The organism is Mycobacterium sp. 2-64 (assembly GCF_035918375.1).
Lineage (GTDB): Bacteria > Actinomycetota > Actinomycetes > Mycobacteriales > Mycobacteriaceae > Mycobacterium > Mycobacterium intracellulare.
Map to the genome: position 1 here is coordinate 4612747 of NZ_CP142361.1, position 16050 is coordinate 4628796.

Sequence of the window (16050 nt, forward strand, 5' to 3'; positions counted from 1 at the left end):
GTCGGTAAGCACGATGGCTGAGGCCAAAGAACCGCCGCGCGATTCGGCCACGTCGAAAGCCGATGCCAGGGCATTGCTCGAGGAAGCCGAGGCCGAAGCAGCCGAAGCCGAAGCGCTTGCCGCAGCGGCGCGCGCCCGCGCCCGCGCCGCCAGGCTCCGGCGCGAAGCGCTGGACGAAGCCCGAAAAGAGGCCGAGGCAAAGGCCGCCGAGGACAAGGCCGCCGAGGAGAAGGCCGCCGAGGAAGCAACCGACACCGACGGGCCGAAGGCCGACGACGACGTCGCCGACACCGACGAGGCAACCGACGCCGACGAGGCGGAGACCGAAAAAGAAGAAGTTTCCGACGAAACCCCCGAAGACGCGGAACCGGAAACCGAGCCGGCCCGCAGCCGGCGGCGCTTGCGAATGCCGCCGCTGTCCGTGACGTGGAAAGTGGCCGTCATCCTGCTCATCTGCGCCTTCGTCGCGGCCAGCGGATACATGATGTGGAACCGCCATGAAGTCAACGAGCGCAGCCAGCGGATCGCGAACTTCGTCGCGGGAGCCAGACAAGGTGTCGTCAACTTGACTTCCATGGACTGCAATAAGGCCAAGGAGGACGTCCAGCGGGTGATCGACAGCTCGACCGGCCAGTTCCACGACGACTTCCAGGCCCGCGCAAAAGATTTCACGACCGTCGTCGAGCAGTCCAAGGTGGTGACCAAAGGAACCGTGAACGCGGCGGCCGTGCAATCCATCAACGGCGATTTCGCGTTGGTTCTCGTCGCGGCGACGTCGCGCATCACCAACGCCGCGGGCGCCAAAGACGAACCGCGCAATTGGCGGCTCAAGGTGACCGTCAAAAACGACGGCGGGCAATACAAGATGTCCAACGTGGAGTTCATCCCATGAGTGAGGACGAGCCCAGCATCGACACCGCCGACGAGTCTGCCGACCGAACCGAGGGCGGCGAAACAAGTGCCCCACCGGCGCGGCGCAGGGTGAAAGTCGTTCCGGCGATTCTGATTGCGCTGCTGCTGCTTTCCGGTGGTGGGGCGACGTGGCTGTACTTCAAGCAGTACCGGCCCGATAAGCAGACAGACGCCAGCGTCGCGACCGCGGTCGTCAATGCCGCCTCCGACGGAACGGTCGCGCTGCTCTCCTACTCGCCCGACTCTCTCGACAAAGATTTCGCCACCGCCAAGTCGCACCTGTCCGGCGACTTCTTGTCGTACTACAACCAGTTCACCGAGCAGATCGTGGCTCCGGCGGCCAAACAGAAGTCACTGAAGACCACCGCTCGAGTGTTGGGGGCCGCGGTCCAGGAGTTACATCCGAATTCGGCAGTCGTGCTGGTGCTGGTCGATCAGAGCACCACGAGCAAGGACAACCCAGACCCAGCGATGGCGTCGAGCAGCGTGCTGGTGAGCCTCACCCGGGTCAACGGCAAGTGGCTGATCACCAAATTCGACCCTGTCTAAAAACACATTAGGTGTCGCCGGGTCGCATCGTCATCGAGTGTGAATCCGCGGCTTTGACTGTGCGCTGAGGGCGACGACACGCCGGTGGCTGCCACCCTGGCTTCACGCTCAAAGCCGTGGCTTCACGCTGCGCGGCGGCCCGTCGCCATGCTGAGCACATGGCCTTCCCCACCGCGTTGCCGTGCTTGCCGGCCAGCTGGCAACTCCGGACGTGGTCCGGATCCCGTTGCCCAGCAAGTTCTCTGGACAGGCGCTTTGACACGCGCTAGGCGCGCGGGAGTCCGAGCACCCGCTGGGCGATGATGTTGCGCTGGATTTCCGACGTGCCGCCGGCGATGGTCCCCGAGAAGCTGCGGGCAAAGCGCTCAAACCAACTGGCGAAGTAGTGGTCGAGATTCATGTGCGCATACGGCCCGGTCTGCCCGGGCTGAACGAGCCCGTCGGCGCCCGCGGAGGTCAGCGCCAGTTCCATCCCGCGCAACTCCGCTTCGGAGCCGAGCAGCTTGAGCACCGAGATCGCGGCCACGTCGTCTTCGCCACGGGCGGTGCGGGCCAGGGCGGCCGAGCCCAGCAGGCGCAGCGCCTGCCGGTCCATGATCGTCGTGGCGTACTGGTCGCGCTCGACATCGGTGGTGGGGTGGAAGTCGTCGATCATGTTCTCGAGACGGTCCGCAAAGCCCAGCCACATCATGGTGCGCTCGTGGCCCAACGAACCGTTGGCCACCATCCATCCCTGGTTGAGTTCACCGACCAGGTTTTCCGCCGGCACCCGCACGTCGGTGAAGAACACCTCGTTGAAGTCCAAATCGTCGATCGAGCAGATCGACGGGAAGGGCCGGCGGACGACGCCGGGGGTGTCGGTGGGAATGACCAGCGCGCTGATTCCCTTGTGCTTCGGCGCATCTGGATCCGTCCGCACGAAGGTCAACAAGAAGTCGGCGTCGTGGGCCCCGGAGGTCCACACCTTCTGCCCGTTGACGACGAAGTGATCGCCATCAAGCACCGCGCGGGTGCGTAGCGACGCCAGGTCAGAACCCGCGCTGGGCTCGCTCATCCCCAGCGACGCGGTCATCTCGGCGCGCAGGACGGGCACGGCCCAGCGTTGTTTCTGCTCATCGCTGCCGAACGACAACAGCGATGCCGCAACGATATTGACGCCCTGCGGGTTGAAGCTGTGATAGATGCGGCGGCGGCTCAGTTCCTCCAGGTAGACGAACTGCTGCAGCACGGTCGCGTTGCGGCCACCGTATTCCGGTGGCTGGCTCGGCAACAACCAGCCGTTGTCGAAGAGGAGCCGTTGCCAACGTCGCGCCCACTGCGGCATATGCGACACCGACCGCGGGCGCTCGCTCGTTTCGCTTGCGGGAGGCAGGTTTTCGTCGAGGAAGGCCGCAAACTCGGACCGGAACGCCTCGACGTCGGGATCAAAAGTCAGCTGCACGATATTCCTCGGCGATCCTCGCCCGATGCTCCGCCGCGCCGCCCAGCATGAGTTCGCCCGCCTTCGCGCGCTTGAGCGCGAACTGCAGGTCGTTCTCCCACGTGAATCCCATCGCGCCGTGCAGCTGCAAGCCGTGACGGAAGACCAGCGACTGGCACTCCCCCGCCGACGCCTTGGCCATCGCGGCCGCCAGCCGGCGGCGCGGATCGTCCGCCGCGATCGTCAATGCCGCGAAGTACGCCAACGCCCTCGCCCGTTGCACCGCGACGTGCATGTCGGCGGCCTTGTGCTGCACGGCCTGGAACGAGCCGATCGGCACACCGAACTGCTGGCGGCTACTCACGTGCTCGAGCACCAGGTCGAGGATGCGTTGGCAGGCGCCGACCATGGTGATTGCCATGCCCGTCAACGCAATATGGTGCGCGCGCTCGTCGTCCACGCTGATACGGGCGGTGTCGGGGACCCGGACCTCGCCGAACGACAGGTCGGCCACGTGCAGGACGGGGTCGAAGACCGCCGTGCGGCGGGCCGACACCTGGCTGGACGGCGCGATGAACACGCCCGCGTCGGTCACCACCGCGAGGCGGTCGACGCGATCGCCGTCGAGCACATGGCGCGCGGTGCCGTCCAACACCCAGCCTTCGGCGTCGCGGTATGCCACCACCCCGCCGTACACGGCCGTGCCCGACTCGTGCGGGTCGAAGCGATCCGCCACCAGCGGCGCGAACTGGCTCATCGTCGCCAGGAACGGTGTGGGATCGGTGGCGCGGCCCAGCTCTTCGAGAACGATGGCGAGCTCGACCGTGCTCTCCGGGTCGTTCAGCTCGGTCCAGCCCTGATCCACATAGGAGTTCCACAGCGGGCTCGGGTCGACGCCTTCTTCGGCCACGCTGCGCACCAGCGAGGGCGGGCACTGCTTGGTGACGGCATCGCGCACCGTGTCCTGCCACAGTCGCTGATCAGCATCGAACTCCAACAGCATCCGCGCCGCCTCTCGTCGTGACTGTCACGGCGAGAATATCATTCTCGGTTCCGGAAGTAATAATCTCTGAATCCGGGCATGGGTTCACCGAACGGTGAGTGACGAGCCGGATCGCTGAGGCCACCTAGTCGCTGGTCAGCAGCCCGTCGGCGGCTCCATCCCAGCGGTCGAGGTTCACGAACTCGGCAAGCGGACGGCGGCGCAGCGGCCCGTGTTTGCCCTTGGGCCATCCGACCACGATGTGCCCGGCGACCATCCAGCCGTCGGGGATACCGACGGCATCGCGCAGCAGCTGCTCACCGCCGTACGAGGCCCAGCTGGTCATGCAGGCGCCGAGCCCCTGTGCACGAGCGGCGAGCAGAAAGTTCTGCATGGCGGGGAAGATCGAACCGCCCAGCAGCAGTTCCGATGCCGTCGGGTAGTGCGCCTGCGCGAACAGCACCGACGTGAATTCACCGGCGCGGTCGTGCAATTCGTAGGTCGCGCGGTAGGTGCGGGCGCGACGGCTGTTGTCGCCGTCGGCGGGCCGGCTCATTCCGTAGACCGGCTCGATCACCTGCAGTGCGTGGGCGGCGGCCTTGGCCACCACGGCGCGCTGCTCGGGCGACCGCAGCACCACGAAACGCCAGCCCTGGGCATTGGCGCCGGAGGGGGCCCATCGCGCCGCCTCGAGGCACCGCGTCAGGGTCGCGTCGTCCACCGGTTGGTCGGTGAAGCGCCGGATCGTTCGGGCGGTCGCCATGACTTCCCAGACGTCGGCGCTTGCTCCGGTCATCGCGTCTCCTCCACGTCGAGGTTCGTTTCGCTCGTATTCTTGTTCACCGCAGGCGAATTGGGACGCGGTGACGTTCCGTGGGGAACGACGAGGTGAGCGGGAAGGTCCATGTGAACCTCGACTGTAGACCTCGCGGTTTTGGCGCGGTGCAAGACTGCGCTCAGGCAGTTCGAGCTCAGCGGCAACCACCGCGGCCGCCGCACCCGGAGTGGAGGAGGAAGACATTGGATCGCGAAACCTATGAGCGGGGGCTGCAAATCCGCTCCGAGGTACTGGGGGCGGACTACGTCGAGCGCGCGCTGGCCGGAGCGGACGACTTCACCGGGCCCCTGCAGGATCTCGTCACCGAGTACTGCTGGGGCGCCGTGTGGGGTCGCGACGAACTGCCGCACAAGACCCGCAGCATGCTCAACCTCGCGATGATCGCAGTGCTCAATCGGCCCAACGAATTGCGGATGCACGTCAAGGCGGCGCTGACCAACGGTGTCACCCGCGAGGAGATTCGCGAGATCTTTCTGCAGGTGGCCATCTACGGCGGCGTGCCGGCCGCGGTCGACAGCTTTCGCATCGCCCGCGAGGCGTTCGCCGAGCTGGACCGGGACTAGGGGCGCATCATGGAGATCGGCTTCATCGGGTTGGGAAACATGGGCTTTCCCATGGCCTGCCGCCTCATTCAGGAAAAGCACGACGTCGTCGCCTTCGACACGCGCAGCACCGCACTCGCGCGCGTCGTGGCGCTGGGGGCACGCCCGGCGTCGTCACCCCACGAGGTCGCCGATCGCGCCGACACGGTGCTGGCCAGCCTGCCCACACCCGGGGTGTCGCTGGAGGTGGCCACCGGCCCGGCGGGCGTGATCGAGGGCGAACGGATCAAGCGCTACGTCGACTTGTCCACGGTCGGTAGCCAAATGGCGATGCGGATCCACGGCCTGCTCGCCGAACGGAACATCGCGCGGATCGACAGCCCGGTCAGCGGAGGTGTGGGCGGCGCGGAGAAGGGGACGCTGGCGCTCATGGTGTCCGGGCCCGGCGGCGAATTCGAGGCCATCCGAACGGTGCTCGACGCCCTCGGCCGGCCCGTGTATGTCGGGGACACCCCCGGTTCGGCGCAGACGATGAAGCTGGCCAACAACATCCTGGCGGCCAACGTCTTGGCCGCGACGGCCGAAGTGGTCGTCATGGGGGTCAAGGCCGGGCTCGACCCGGGCGTGATGATCGAGGTGCTCAACGCGGGGTCGGGCGCGACGAGCGCGAGCCGCGACAAGTTTCCCCGCGCGATCCTGCCGCGCACCTTCGACTACGGCTTTGCCACCGGCCTGATGGTCAAGGATGTGCATCTTTACCTCGACGAGGCCAAGGCGCTCGGCGTGCCCGCCGAGGTCGCGGAGGCGACCGCCCGGCTGTGGGAGGCCGTCGCCCGCGACGAGGGGCCCGATTCCGATTTCACGACGGTGATCAAACCGCTCGAGAGGGCCGCCGGCGTCACGGTGGGCCCGTCCCCGGCCTAGCTCGCGCGGGGGCCACAGCAAGTTTGTGAGGAGTGCGCGCGGCGCGGGCCACGCGGATCGTATCCCTGGACAACCCCGAGAATGGTATTATCCGTAATGAAGAACGACACTTGCTCAGTAACCCGCAAAATGCCCGCTACCAGCTATAACGACTAAACGGAACGCTTACCGAAAACCTATTGATTGAGCGCTCAGCAAAATGTTAGATTGGCTATTCACATGACCTCGCACGGCTCGTTGTTGGCCGCCGGAGCCGAAGGGTGGCTCTCGTGATCACACACGCTGACGGGACAAGCACACCGCTGATCGACGCGAGCGTGCACATCTTCTTCCCGTCCAACAAGGCGCTGCGGAAGACCCTGCGGGAGCCGTTCAAGAGTCGCGGCTTCCCCGATTACGAGATGGACTGGTACGGCGCCCCCGGCGGGGAGTACGCGCCCAACACCGAGGGGCCGGACCGGCAGTACCCCGGGTCGGATCCGGATTTCGTTGCCGCCGAACTCTTTACGAAGCGCGGGGTCGACGTGGCGGTCCTGCATCCGATGGGCCGTGGCATCATGCCGGACCGGCATCTGGGCAGCGCGCTGCACGCCGCGCACAACGAAATGATGGTGTCGAACTGGCTCGAGTCCAGCGAGTTCGGCGAGCGGTTCCGCGGCACCATCCGGGTGAACCCCGACGACATCCCCGGCGCGTTGCGGGAGATCGAGAGATGGCGTTCCCATCCGCGCGTGGTTCAGATCGGCGTCCCGCTGCAGTCCCGCGAGCTGTATGGCAAACCGCAGTTCTGGCCGATCTGGGAAGCCGCGGTCGACGCCGGCCTGCCCGTCGCCGCGCACATCGAGGTGGGGTCGGGCATCGCGTTTGCGCCGACGCCATCAGGGAACACCCGAACCTACGAGCAGTACGTCAGCTTCATGGCGCTGAACTACCTGTATCACCTGATGAACATGATCGCCGAGGGGGTCTTCGAGCGGTTCGACGGCCTCAAGTTCGTGTGGGGCGACGGCGCCGCCGACTTCGTGACGCCGTTCATCTGGCGGATGGACACCTTCGGCCGGCCGCACCTGGAGCAGACGCCGTGGTCCCCGCGGATCCCCAGCGATTATCTGCCCGGCCACGTGTATTTCGTCCAGGGCAGCCTCGACGGCCCCGGCGACGTCGAGTTCGCCGGCGAATGGTTCGGCTTCACCGGCAAGGACGACATGGTGATGTTCGGCTCCAGCTATCCGCACTGGCAGTGCGGCGATATCACGAAGCTGCCCCGCGCCCTGTCCGCCGAGCAGCGCGAGAAGTTGTGCTGGCGAAACGCCGCGCAGCTCTACGGCATAGACATTCCCGCCGGGGTGGGCGCACAGTAGAAGTGGACGCGGGCGGACCGAGAAAGACGAGGAGTTTCAGATGAGTTTGACCCATTCTCAGGAGCGGCTTCCCGCTGCCGAGCGCATCGCCGTCCGGTGCGTCGACTCGGACGTCCACCCGGCACCCAAGCGCGGAGAGCTCCTCCCGTACATCCCCGAGCCCTGGCGCAGTAAGTACTTCCTCACCCGCAACGTGGGTGAGCAGATCTACTACGACGCCCCGGACTACGCGCACTCGTATGCGATGCGGGTGGACTCCTTCCCCGCCAACGGCGAGTTCCCTTGCAGCGACCCGGACTTGGCGTTTCGCCAGCTGATCATGGAGGCCGGCTCCGACATCGCGATCCTGGAACCGGCGGCGTACCCGGCGCGCATTCCCGAAGCGCAACACGCGATGTCGGCCGCGCTCAACGACTGGCAGGCCAATCACTGGCTGGACAGCCACAACAACTGGCACGAGCGCTGGCGCGGTTCGATCTGCCTGGCCATCGAGGAGCCGGAAGAGTCGGTGCGCGAGATCGAGCGCTGGGCCGGACACCCGTACATGGCGCAGATCCTGATCAAGGCCGAGCCGCGGCCGTCATGGGGCCATCCCAAGTACGACCCGATCTGGGCGGCCGCAACCAAGCACGACATCACGGTGAGTTGTCACCTGTCGCGCAGCCACTTCGACGAGCTGCCGATGCCGCCGGTGGGGTACCCCAGCTACAACCACGATTTCATGGTGACCTACTCGCTCCTGGCCGCCAACCAGGTGATGAGCCTGATCTTCGACGGCGTCTTCGATCGGTTCCCGACGCTGCGGATCGTGTTCGTCGAGCACGCGTTCAGCTGGATCCTGCCGTTGATGTGGCGCATGGATGCGATCTACGACGCCCGCAAGTCGTGGGTGGACATCAAGCGCAAGCCCTCGGAATACGTCAAGGACCACATCAAGTTCACCACCCAACCGCTGGACTACCCCGAGGACAAGACCGAGCTGACCCGCGCGCTGGAGTGGATGGAGTGCGAGAAGATCCTGCTCTTCTCCTCGGACTACCCGCACTGGACGTTCGACGACCCGCGCTGGCTGGTCAAGCACCTGCCCAAGCACGCGCGGGACGCGGTGATGTACAAGAACGGCATCGCGACTTACCACCTGCCCGAGACCGTTCCGGTTCTCGAGGGTCAGACCCGGGTGCTCTGAATTGACGACCCAAGAGGAAGGGGCAACCACCAGGCGCCCCGAGCCCCGTCTCGCCCAGGGCCGCGAACATGTAGTCGCCACCGTGGACGAAATCCCGCCGGGCACACACAAACTGGTGCCGATCGGACGTCATGGTGTCGGTGTCTACAACGTCAACGGCACCTTCTACGCCATCGCGAATTACTGCCCCCACCAAGGCGGGCCGCTGTGTTCGGGACGTGCCCGAGGACGCACGATCGTCGACGAGACCGCGCCCGGTGACTCGGTCATGGTGCGCGACCTGGAATACATCTACTGCCCGTGGCACCAATGGGGTTTCGAGCTGGCGACCGGCACCACCGCGGTCAAGCCGGAGTGGAGCATCCGCACCTATCCGGTGCGCGTCGTCGGCAAAGACGTTTTGGTACAGGCCTAACAACAGGAGAATCGGGTGCCTTCTATCGAGATCAACGGGGGAAATGTCGTCTACGAAATCCTCGGTGACTCGGGCGATCTCATTGCCCTGACGCCGGGCGGCCGGTTCAGCAAGGAGATCCCCGGCCTGCGCCCACTGGCCGACGCGCTGGCCGCGGGCGGCTATCGGGTGCTGCTGTGGGACCGCCCCAACTGCGGCGCCTCGGACGTGCAGTTCTACGGGCAGAGCGAGTCCCATATGCGCGCCGAGACGCTGCACAAGCTGGTGACCGGCCTGGGCTTCGAGCGCTGCATTCTCGCCGGAGGCTCTGGCGGGGCGAGGGATTCGATGCTCACCACGATGCTCTACCCCGAGATGGTCACCAAGCTCGTGGTGTGGAACATCGTCGGCGGCATCTACGGCACCTTCGTGCTCGGTTCCTTCTACATCGTTCCCAGCATCCTCGCGGTGCGCGGCACCGGCATGGACGGCGTGGTGAAGGTGCAGGAATGGCGGGAGCGCATCGAGGAGAACCCGGACAACAAGCAGCGATTCCTCGACGTCGACAAAGACGAATTCCTCAAGGTGATGCTGCGCTGGCTCAACGCGTTCGTTTCCAAGCCGGGGCAGACGATTCCCGGCGTCGAGGATGAGATGTTCGACCGGATCAAGGTCCCCACCTTGATCATTCGCGGCGGCGAGAACGACATGGATCACCCCAAGCGGACGTCGCTGGAGGTCAGTTGCTTGATCAAGGGGTCAAAGCTCATTGATCCGCCCTGGCCCGAGGACGCCTGGGAGCGCGCGTCCGAAGACCGCGCCGCCGGCAGGGTGCAGCATTTCAACATGTTCGACACGTGGGTGCAGGCGGCGCCCGCGATCCTGGAATTCCTGGGCTCGTAATGTCCCTACGTCGTCTTTTGTGGTTCCTACCGGGTGCGAATGTGGACCTCGCAATTGAGCGACGCCTCCAGCGCCGTGTGCACACGGCTTTCCGGAATCCGTTCGAGGTCTTTCTCCCGAAGCGTCACGTGCACGATGTCGAAGCCGTCGTCGCCCGGGGTTCGCTCGATGTCACCGGTCAGCCCGAAGGCGGACAGCACCCCGTGTGCGTCGTCGTTGGTCCCCCGGCTGACGAAGGTGATCACGCCCGGGCGCGGGGTCGTGCCGAAAGCTTTGGCGCACACATTGATTGCGGTGTTCTGCGCGGCGGCGCTGTCTTCGGCCGCGATGAGCAATTCGACCTCGCGGCGGCGCACCGGCATCGTGGCGAGGTCGTTTTTGACCACGTCGGCGCCCACCGCGGTCGCGAGCTCGTGGAGAGCTGCCATGCCGACACGTAGTTGTGCGGGTGTGAGCCCGCTTTCCGGGTCGACGTTGACACGCACCACGGCAGTTCGCATGTGTGCAAGCCTAACTAAGACGATGGCAGGCCAGCTTTGAACACCACCCAGTCCGCAACCACCACCGCCGTCCCCGCCGGGTGCTCGCCGCGGCTGCTGTCCGAGCAGGGCGGCCGGGAAGACCTGGCCGCCTATCGGCAGGCCGGCGGCTATCACCCGCTGACCGACACCGATGCGTTGCTGGGCGAGGTGGAGGCCGGCGGACTGGTGGGCCGGGGCGGCGCGGCGTTCCCGCTTGCGGTGAAACTGCGGACGGTGCGCGAGAACGGGCGCCTGATGGTGGACACCGGGGGCCCCGTCGTGGTCGCGAACGGCGAAGAGGGAGAACCGGCGTCGATCAAGGACCGCTGGCTGCTGCGCAACCGTCCGCACCTGGTCTTGGACGGGCTGCGGTTGGCCGCAACGATTGTTGCCGCCGACCGCGCCTACCTCTATGTGTCGGACGCGGAGTCGGCGCACAGCGTCGAGACCGCGCTGGGCGAACTGGGCCCCGACACGCTCGGCGTGCCGATCACCATGCTGGCCGTGCCGGCCGGCTACGTGGCCGGCGAGGAGACCGCGGCCGTCCGCGCGATCAACGGCGGCCCGGCCAAGCCAACGGACAAGCCGCCCCGCCCATTCGAGGCGGGCGTCGACGACCGGCCGACCTTGGTGAGCAACGTCGAGACCTTGGCCAACCTGCCTTACCTGCAGCGGCATGGCTCGGCGGCGTTCCGCGCGCAGGGCACGCCGCTGTCGCCGGGTACCTTCCTGGCCACCATCACCGGGGCCGGGCGACCGCCGGTCCTCTACGAGCTTCCCCACGGCCTGCCGTTCACCGAATTGCTTGCCCTGCACGGCGTTCCGGCCGACCAAGTGCGCGGCGCATTGATGGGCGGCTACTTCGCCGGCCTGCTCAACCGCTCTGTGCTGGAGACGACGCTGGACCACGAGACGATGCGACGGGTCGGCAGCGGGCTGGGCTGCGGCGCGATCTCGGTCATCACGGACGACTGCCCCGTCGCCGTGGCGGCGTCGGTGCTGGCCTATTTCGACCGCGAGAACGCCGGACAGTGCGGCTCGTGCTTCAACGGGACGGCGGCGATGGCCGCGGCGGCCGGTGCCCTACGTGACGGCGCCGCAACCCCAGAGGACGTCGAGCGGCTGCGACGCTGGTCGGTGGTGCTGCGCGGGCGCGGGGCCTGCGCGACCCTGGATGCCGCCACCAACGTGGCCGCCAGCCTGCTCGATCAGTTCCCGGACGAAGTCGGCGCGCACGTCGATGGCGCGTGCCCGGACTGCGCCCGCGGCGCGTTCCACGCCGAGCGCCCCTACGAGGCGGAAGCTGTGAGGCACGCATGAAAATCCGTCTGGACCGCACCATTTGCGACGGCTTCGGCATCTGCGCCAAACACGCGCCAGGATACTTCTCGCTGGACGACTGGGGGTATGCATCCCTGATCGGCGATGGCACGGTCGCCGAAGCGGACCGCGATGCGGTCATGCGGGCGCTGCTGGACTGCCCCGTGCACGCGATCACCGAAATCGGTCAGCGCACCGCTCGCGCCCCCCAGCCGCCACTCGCCGATGCGGAGGATCCGGCGGAAAACCTCAAAACCGAAGAGAACGAAGCCGAATGGGGATTCACCCGTTGAACTTCTGCGGGCCTGAATTTTAGCGACCATGCAACTCACCTTTGACGCCGACGTTGAAACCTTCCGCGCGGAATTCGTCGCCTTTCTCGACGAACATCTGCCGGTGGAGGCCCAGGCCGCGGAGCGCCCCTCGTCGACCTCGCATGTGCCCGAGTGGTCGCGCCGCTGGCAGCGGCTCCAGTTCGACCACGGGTGGCTGCTGCCCGGAAACCCACCCGAATTCGGCGGCCGCAACGCCAACATCCTGCAGCAGTTCGTGCACCGCGAAGAACTCTCGCGGCGCCGGATCTATCACTGCTTCAACCCCCAAGGCGTCGGCATTATCGCCGCGTCGCTGCTGTCCTTCGGGACCGAGGAGCAAAAGCAGCGCTGGGCCGTCCCGATTCTGCGGGCCGACAAGACCGCCTCACTGGGAATGAGTGAACCCGGCGCCGGCTCCGACCTGGCCGGGTTGCGGACGAAGGCCGAGTTGGTGGGCGATCACTTCGTGGTCAACGGGCAGAAGGTATGGACGTCGGGCGCCCATGACGCCGACGTCATCCTGACCTTCGTTCGCACCGACCCAGATGCGCCGCGGCACAAGGGGATCAGCGCCCTGCTCATCCCCACCGAAACCCCCGGGGTTCAGCGCCGCCCCTTCGCCTCGGTCTATGACCCCGACGAGCTGGACTTCAACGAGGTGTTCTTCAACGACGTCCGGGTGCCCGCGGACAACCTGGTCGGCCCGCTCAACGGCGGATGGCGGGTGGCCAACGGGTCGCTCGGCCACGAACGCACCCTGATGTGGATGGCGTTCGCGAACCGGCTCGAGCAACTGCTCGAGGACTACCGGCCGGCCGACGAGTTGAACGCAGACCACTACGCCACCATTGTGATGGACTACTACGCGCTGCGGCTGCTCGGTTCGGCGGCGCTGGGGCGCGCGGCCCGCGGCGACGTCGACGTCGCCGCCTTGTCGGTGCTGAAGGTCTTCGGTTCGGAGGCCGAGCAGAGCGCGCTGCGGCACGCGCTGGACGCGGCCGGCGCCGACGGGTTGCGCGCCAAGGGGCTGACGGCCCCGTACAACCCTTACGCCCCCGACCTTTTCACCGCCGGCTGGTTCGCCCGCTACATCAGCAGCTACGCGGGCACCATCGCCGGTGGCACGTCGGAGATTCAGCGCAACATCATCGCCCAGCGGGTCCTCGGCCTGCCGGCGCGCTGATCACAACTCCGGACACAGCGACGACAGGAAGTCCTGGGTCCGGCGCCGCGAGTCGGCCCGCTCGCCAACATCCTTGCCCAGCGGCACAATTCGCGCCGCCAGGTCGGTCACGCCCGCGTCACGGTAGCGGGACAACCGGGCGAGGATGGCCCGTTCATCGCCGGCCGCCATGGTGTCGCCGACGTCCTCGGCGTCGCCGTGTTCCAGCAGCCGCACGTAGTTCGGCGAGAAATCCGCGTGTCCGAGCACCTCGCTGGCGTAGGCGCGGGCATCGCCGACCTCGTTGGCCGAGCACAGGGCGACAGGAACACCGGCGACGATTCGTGGCGCCTGCCGCCCGGCCCCGGTCGCCGCCGAGGTGATGCGCGGGACGACGTGGTCCGCGATCGCGCGCTCGTCGGCCATCCACAAGATGGTGCCGCCGGCCCGCTCGCCCGCGAGCCGCAGCATCGCCGGTCCCAGCGCCGACAACAAGATGGGCACGCCGTAGGCGTCCGTGACATCCACCGGCGAATGGACGCAATAGCTTTCGTTGTCGACGTCGACGCTGCCCGGTCCCGCGAAGGACGCGTTCAGCACGTCGAGGTAGTCGCCCATCAGGCGCGCCGGGCGGTCGTAGGCCAGCCCCAGTTGACCGTTGACGATCCAATGATGCGACGGACCGATGCCGAGCGTGAACCGCCCGCCGCACGCGATCTGCGTCGTCAAGGCTTGCTGCGCCATGATCATCGGGTGGCGCGTCTGGATCGGCACGACCGCGGTCCCGATCTCGATGCGATCGGTCGCCTGCCCGATGAGCGTCACGGCGGTCATCGCGTCGAGGTAGCCGGGAACCTGGGGAATCCAGAACGCGGCGAAGCCGGCGCTTTCGGCGCCCGTCCCGTCGTCGATCAGCCCGGCCAGCCGGTCCGCCCGCGCGCGCTCCTTGTCGGAGCCAACCATCAAGCCGATGCGCACGCGACCCTCGACTCTCGCCGTCTACGGGACATATCGATCCCATTCATAGGGCACCACCGCGAAAAACGGTGCGGCGAACAAGGGTTCGACGCGGTGATCGGCCCAGCGGTCGGTCAGCACCGGTCGCATCCGCTCCGCGGTGTCGACCGGGTCGTCAGCCAGGAAGCAGTACGTGATCGACTGATTGCCCTGAGCGCTGGCCAGTTTGGCGTCGACCCGGCGCGATAGTGCGGACCAGACACCGGTCACACCGTCGACTTCGAGCAGCGGGTCCGGCGATGCCGACCCGCGTTCGACCAACAGGTACACGCCCCGCGCGGGCAACCATGGCAGGACGTCCGACCCGGCCTTGATCCCGGGCGCCGCCGCCTTGTGCTGCACGTCGTACACGCCGCGCTCCACGGGTGGCAGCAAGGCAAGCTTGCGGCCGGCGTTGCCGAGCGCGGTGGACAATTCGTTGAAATCGTGCAGTCCGGCGACGTCGGTGAAGAAGTAGGTCATCACGTGGTCGACCGCGTTCAACGGCCCCTCGGTGAGCGCGCGTGCGGTGCGGCAGGCCGGCGTGGACACCAGGCGCAACGAGGCGCGCACCGCGGCCAGCCGGTGTTGTTCGGGGCGGTGGTCGAGGGTGTGCCAGCGCAGGTATTCGGCGTCCTTGCCCTCGGGGTGGCGCGTGGCCATGGACACGAACAGGGTGGTGATCCCGCCGTCGCCGGTGGCGAGGACCTCGGGGACCTCGTCCGAGGGTGTGCCGGGTAGATGCATCGCGTTCGTCCTCACCCTCGCGTCGAATCGTGCTGGGGCAGCGCTATTTCGGGATGACGGGCTGCAATCATGCGGCGGAAGCCCTCGCGCCACGGCACCTTCGTGCGGCCGAGCACCTCGTGCATGTGGGTGACGTCCGGCCACAGCGGCGTGTGCGCGTCGGGCGTGTATTCGAAGGTGGGCTCGACACCGATCAGCTCACCCATGAACGTGCAGTAATCCTCGACGCTGACCGTTTCACTGCCGGCCCAGTTCACCACGACCGGCGGCGTCGCGGCCACTTCCATGGCGCGGATGCCGAGTTCCACGTAGTCGTCCTCATAGATCGGGTTGTAGTTGTTCGGCTTGTCGGGATGCAGTCGAATGGGCTTGCCCGCCAGCATCGCATCGAGGCGGTCGGCGGGCGCACCGCCCTGCGGCCCGTACGTCGAACAGATCCGGATGATGGTCAGCGGAATGCGAAAATGCCTGGCGATCCACGTGCAGACCGCCTCTGCCGCAACCTTGGAGAAGCTGTAGTTGGCGCGCAGCGGCACCCCAGGCGGGTCGGCCTCGGTCAATGGGCGCTGTCCCTGGTACGCGTAAATCGAGCCGGTCGAGCACAACACGAATCCCTTGGCGGCGCGGCAGTGATACAGCAATTCGCCCGACATCTGCGCATTGGTTTCGACGCAGCGGCCCCAGTCGTCCGCGCCGGGGTCGACTGCCGCGTGAAAGACGTAGCTGAAATCCTCGGGGAGACCGGAGAACTCGCCGGCGCCGACGTCCAGCGCGACGGGTTTGATGCCGGCCTCGACGAGTTTTCCCCGCGCCGTCGCATCTTTCAGGCGCGCGGCGCCCCACACCTCGTTTCCCGCTGCCACCAGGGCGCGCGCGATGGGAAACGCGATCTTGCCCGTCGCCCCGGTGATCAGGATCTTCTCCGCTACGAGCAACCAGGCCTCCGAATGTTAAGTACTTGATATCGCGCTTGGAGCAT

At 66.8% G+C, this 16050-nt stretch carries 18 protein-coding genes; 11 read left to right on the forward strand and 7 right to left on the reverse strand.

What is annotated here, in order from left to right:
* Positions 1–13 precede the first annotated feature (13 nt).
* Together QGN31_RS21390 and QGN31_RS21395 are read left to right on the forward strand one after the other, a co-directional pair.
* Positions 14–892, forward strand: coding sequence for a hypothetical protein (locus QGN31_RS21390; protein WP_009951806.1), 879 nt, complete (start codon positions 14–16; stop codon positions 890–892).
* Entirely contained in the window at positions 889–1461 is a 573-nt protein-coding gene (locus tag QGN31_RS21395; protein WP_014379195.1) for a hypothetical protein, read from the forward strand. Before QGN31_RS21390 ends, QGN31_RS21395 begins: the two co-directional genes overlap by 4 nt.
* 265 nt (positions 1462–1726) lie before the next feature.
* Here the strand turns inward: QGN31_RS21395 and QGN31_RS21400 are convergent, their stop codons facing one another.
* From QGN31_RS21400 to QGN31_RS21410, 3 genes are all read right to left on the reverse strand, one after another.
* A complete protein-coding gene (locus tag QGN31_RS21400) occupies positions 1727–2902 on the reverse strand; it encodes an acyl-CoA dehydrogenase family protein (protein WP_014383863.1) in 1176 nt (391 codons plus the stop codon).
* The gene (locus tag QGN31_RS21405) at positions 2886–3884 is read right to left on the reverse strand and encodes an acyl-CoA dehydrogenase family protein (RefSeq protein WP_014383862.1); all 999 of its coding nucleotides are present in this window, start codon (positions 3882–3884) and stop codon (positions 2886–2888) included. Before QGN31_RS21405 ends, QGN31_RS21400 begins: the two co-directional genes overlap by 17 nt.
* Positions 3885–4008: 124 nt before the next feature.
* A complete protein-coding gene (locus tag QGN31_RS21410) occupies positions 4009–4659 on the reverse strand; it encodes a nitroreductase family protein (RefSeq protein ID WP_014383861.1) in 651 nt (216 codons plus the stop codon).
* Between the two features lie 224 nt (positions 4660–4883).
* On the opposite strand from QGN31_RS21410, the gene QGN31_RS21415 reads away from it, so the two are divergent.
* From QGN31_RS21415 to QGN31_RS21440, 6 genes are all read left to right on the forward strand, one after another.
* On the forward strand, positions 4884–5264 hold the full coding sequence (locus tag QGN31_RS21415) for a carboxymuconolactone decarboxylase family protein (RefSeq protein ID WP_014941307.1): 381 nt from the start codon (positions 4884–4886) through the stop codon (positions 5262–5264).
* 9 nt (positions 5265–5273) lie between these two features.
* Positions 5274–6167, forward strand: coding sequence for an NAD(P)-dependent oxidoreductase (locus tag QGN31_RS21420; RefSeq protein WP_014383860.1), 894 nt, complete (start codon positions 5274–5276; stop codon positions 6165–6167).
* A gap of 269 nt (positions 6168–6436) precedes the next feature.
* Complete coding sequence (locus QGN31_RS21425; protein WP_014379185.1) at positions 6437–7528, forward strand: amidohydrolase family protein; 1092 nt, start codon at positions 6437–6439, stop codon at positions 7526–7528.
* 40 nt (positions 7529–7568) lie between these two features.
* Positions 7569–8714 (forward strand): amidohydrolase family protein, encoded by a 1146-nt coding sequence (locus QGN31_RS21430; RefSeq protein ID WP_009952148.1) that lies wholly within the window; start codon positions 7569–7571, stop codon positions 8712–8714.
* Position 8715: 1 nt separating this feature from the next.
* Positions 8716–9129 carry a Rieske (2Fe-2S) protein gene (locus QGN31_RS21435; protein ID WP_026071476.1) on the forward strand — a complete coding sequence of 138 codons (414 nt, stop codon included), beginning with the start codon at positions 8716–8718 and terminating at the stop codon, positions 9127–9129.
* A 15-nt stretch (positions 9130–9144) separates the two neighbouring features.
* Positions 9145–10011: an alpha/beta fold hydrolase gene (locus QGN31_RS21440; RefSeq protein ID WP_014383859.1), complete on the forward strand. Its 867-nt coding sequence runs from the start codon at positions 9145–9147 to the stop codon at positions 10009–10011.
* Positions 10012–10037: 26 nt separating this feature from the next.
* On the opposite strand, the gene QGN31_RS21445 is transcribed toward QGN31_RS21440, so the two are convergent.
* The gene (locus tag QGN31_RS21445) at positions 10038–10511 is read right to left on the reverse strand and encodes a hypothetical protein (protein WP_009952151.1); all 474 of its coding nucleotides are present in this window, start codon (positions 10509–10511) and stop codon (positions 10038–10040) included.
* A gap of 36 nt (positions 10512–10547) precedes the next feature.
* Between QGN31_RS21445 and QGN31_RS21450 the strand changes: the two genes are divergently transcribed.
* From QGN31_RS21450 to QGN31_RS21460, 3 genes are read left to right on the forward strand one after another with little or no spacing between them, the layout of a single operon-like run.
* On the forward strand, positions 10548–11852 hold the full coding sequence (locus QGN31_RS21450; RefSeq protein ID WP_014383858.1) for an NADH-ubiquinone oxidoreductase-F iron-sulfur binding region domain-containing protein: 1305 nt from the start codon (positions 10548–10550) through the stop codon (positions 11850–11852).
* Positions 11849–12145 carry a ferredoxin gene (locus QGN31_RS21455; protein WP_008253702.1) on the forward strand — a complete coding sequence of 99 codons (297 nt, stop codon included), beginning with the start codon at positions 11849–11851 and terminating at the stop codon, positions 12143–12145. The genes QGN31_RS21450 and QGN31_RS21455 overlap by 4 nt, the downstream gene beginning before the upstream one ends.
* A 28-nt stretch (positions 12146–12173) precedes the next feature.
* A complete protein-coding gene (locus QGN31_RS21460; protein ID WP_014941306.1) occupies positions 12174–13349 on the forward strand; it encodes an acyl-CoA dehydrogenase family protein in 1176 nt (391 codons plus the stop codon).
* On the opposite strand, the gene QGN31_RS21465 is transcribed toward QGN31_RS21460, so the two are convergent.
* The 3 genes from QGN31_RS21465 to QGN31_RS21475 are packed head-to-tail and all read right to left on the reverse strand — an operon-like array spanning position 13350 to position 16006.
* Positions 13350–14306, reverse strand: a complete 957-nt coding sequence (locus QGN31_RS21465; protein ID WP_009952155.1) for an LLM class F420-dependent oxidoreductase — start codon at positions 14304–14306, stop codon at positions 13350–13352. It lies immediately after the preceding gene.
* 21 nt (positions 14307–14327) lie between these two features.
* Positions 14328–15071 (reverse strand): hypothetical protein, encoded by a 744-nt coding sequence (locus tag QGN31_RS21470; protein ID WP_014383856.1) that lies wholly within the window; start codon positions 15069–15071, stop codon positions 14328–14330.
* Positions 15072–15082: 11 nt separating this feature from the next.
* On the reverse strand, positions 15083–16006 hold the full coding sequence (locus QGN31_RS21475) for an NAD-dependent epimerase/dehydratase family protein (protein WP_014383855.1): 924 nt from the start codon (positions 16004–16006) through the stop codon (positions 15083–15085).
* Positions 16007–16050: the final 44 nt, after the last annotated feature.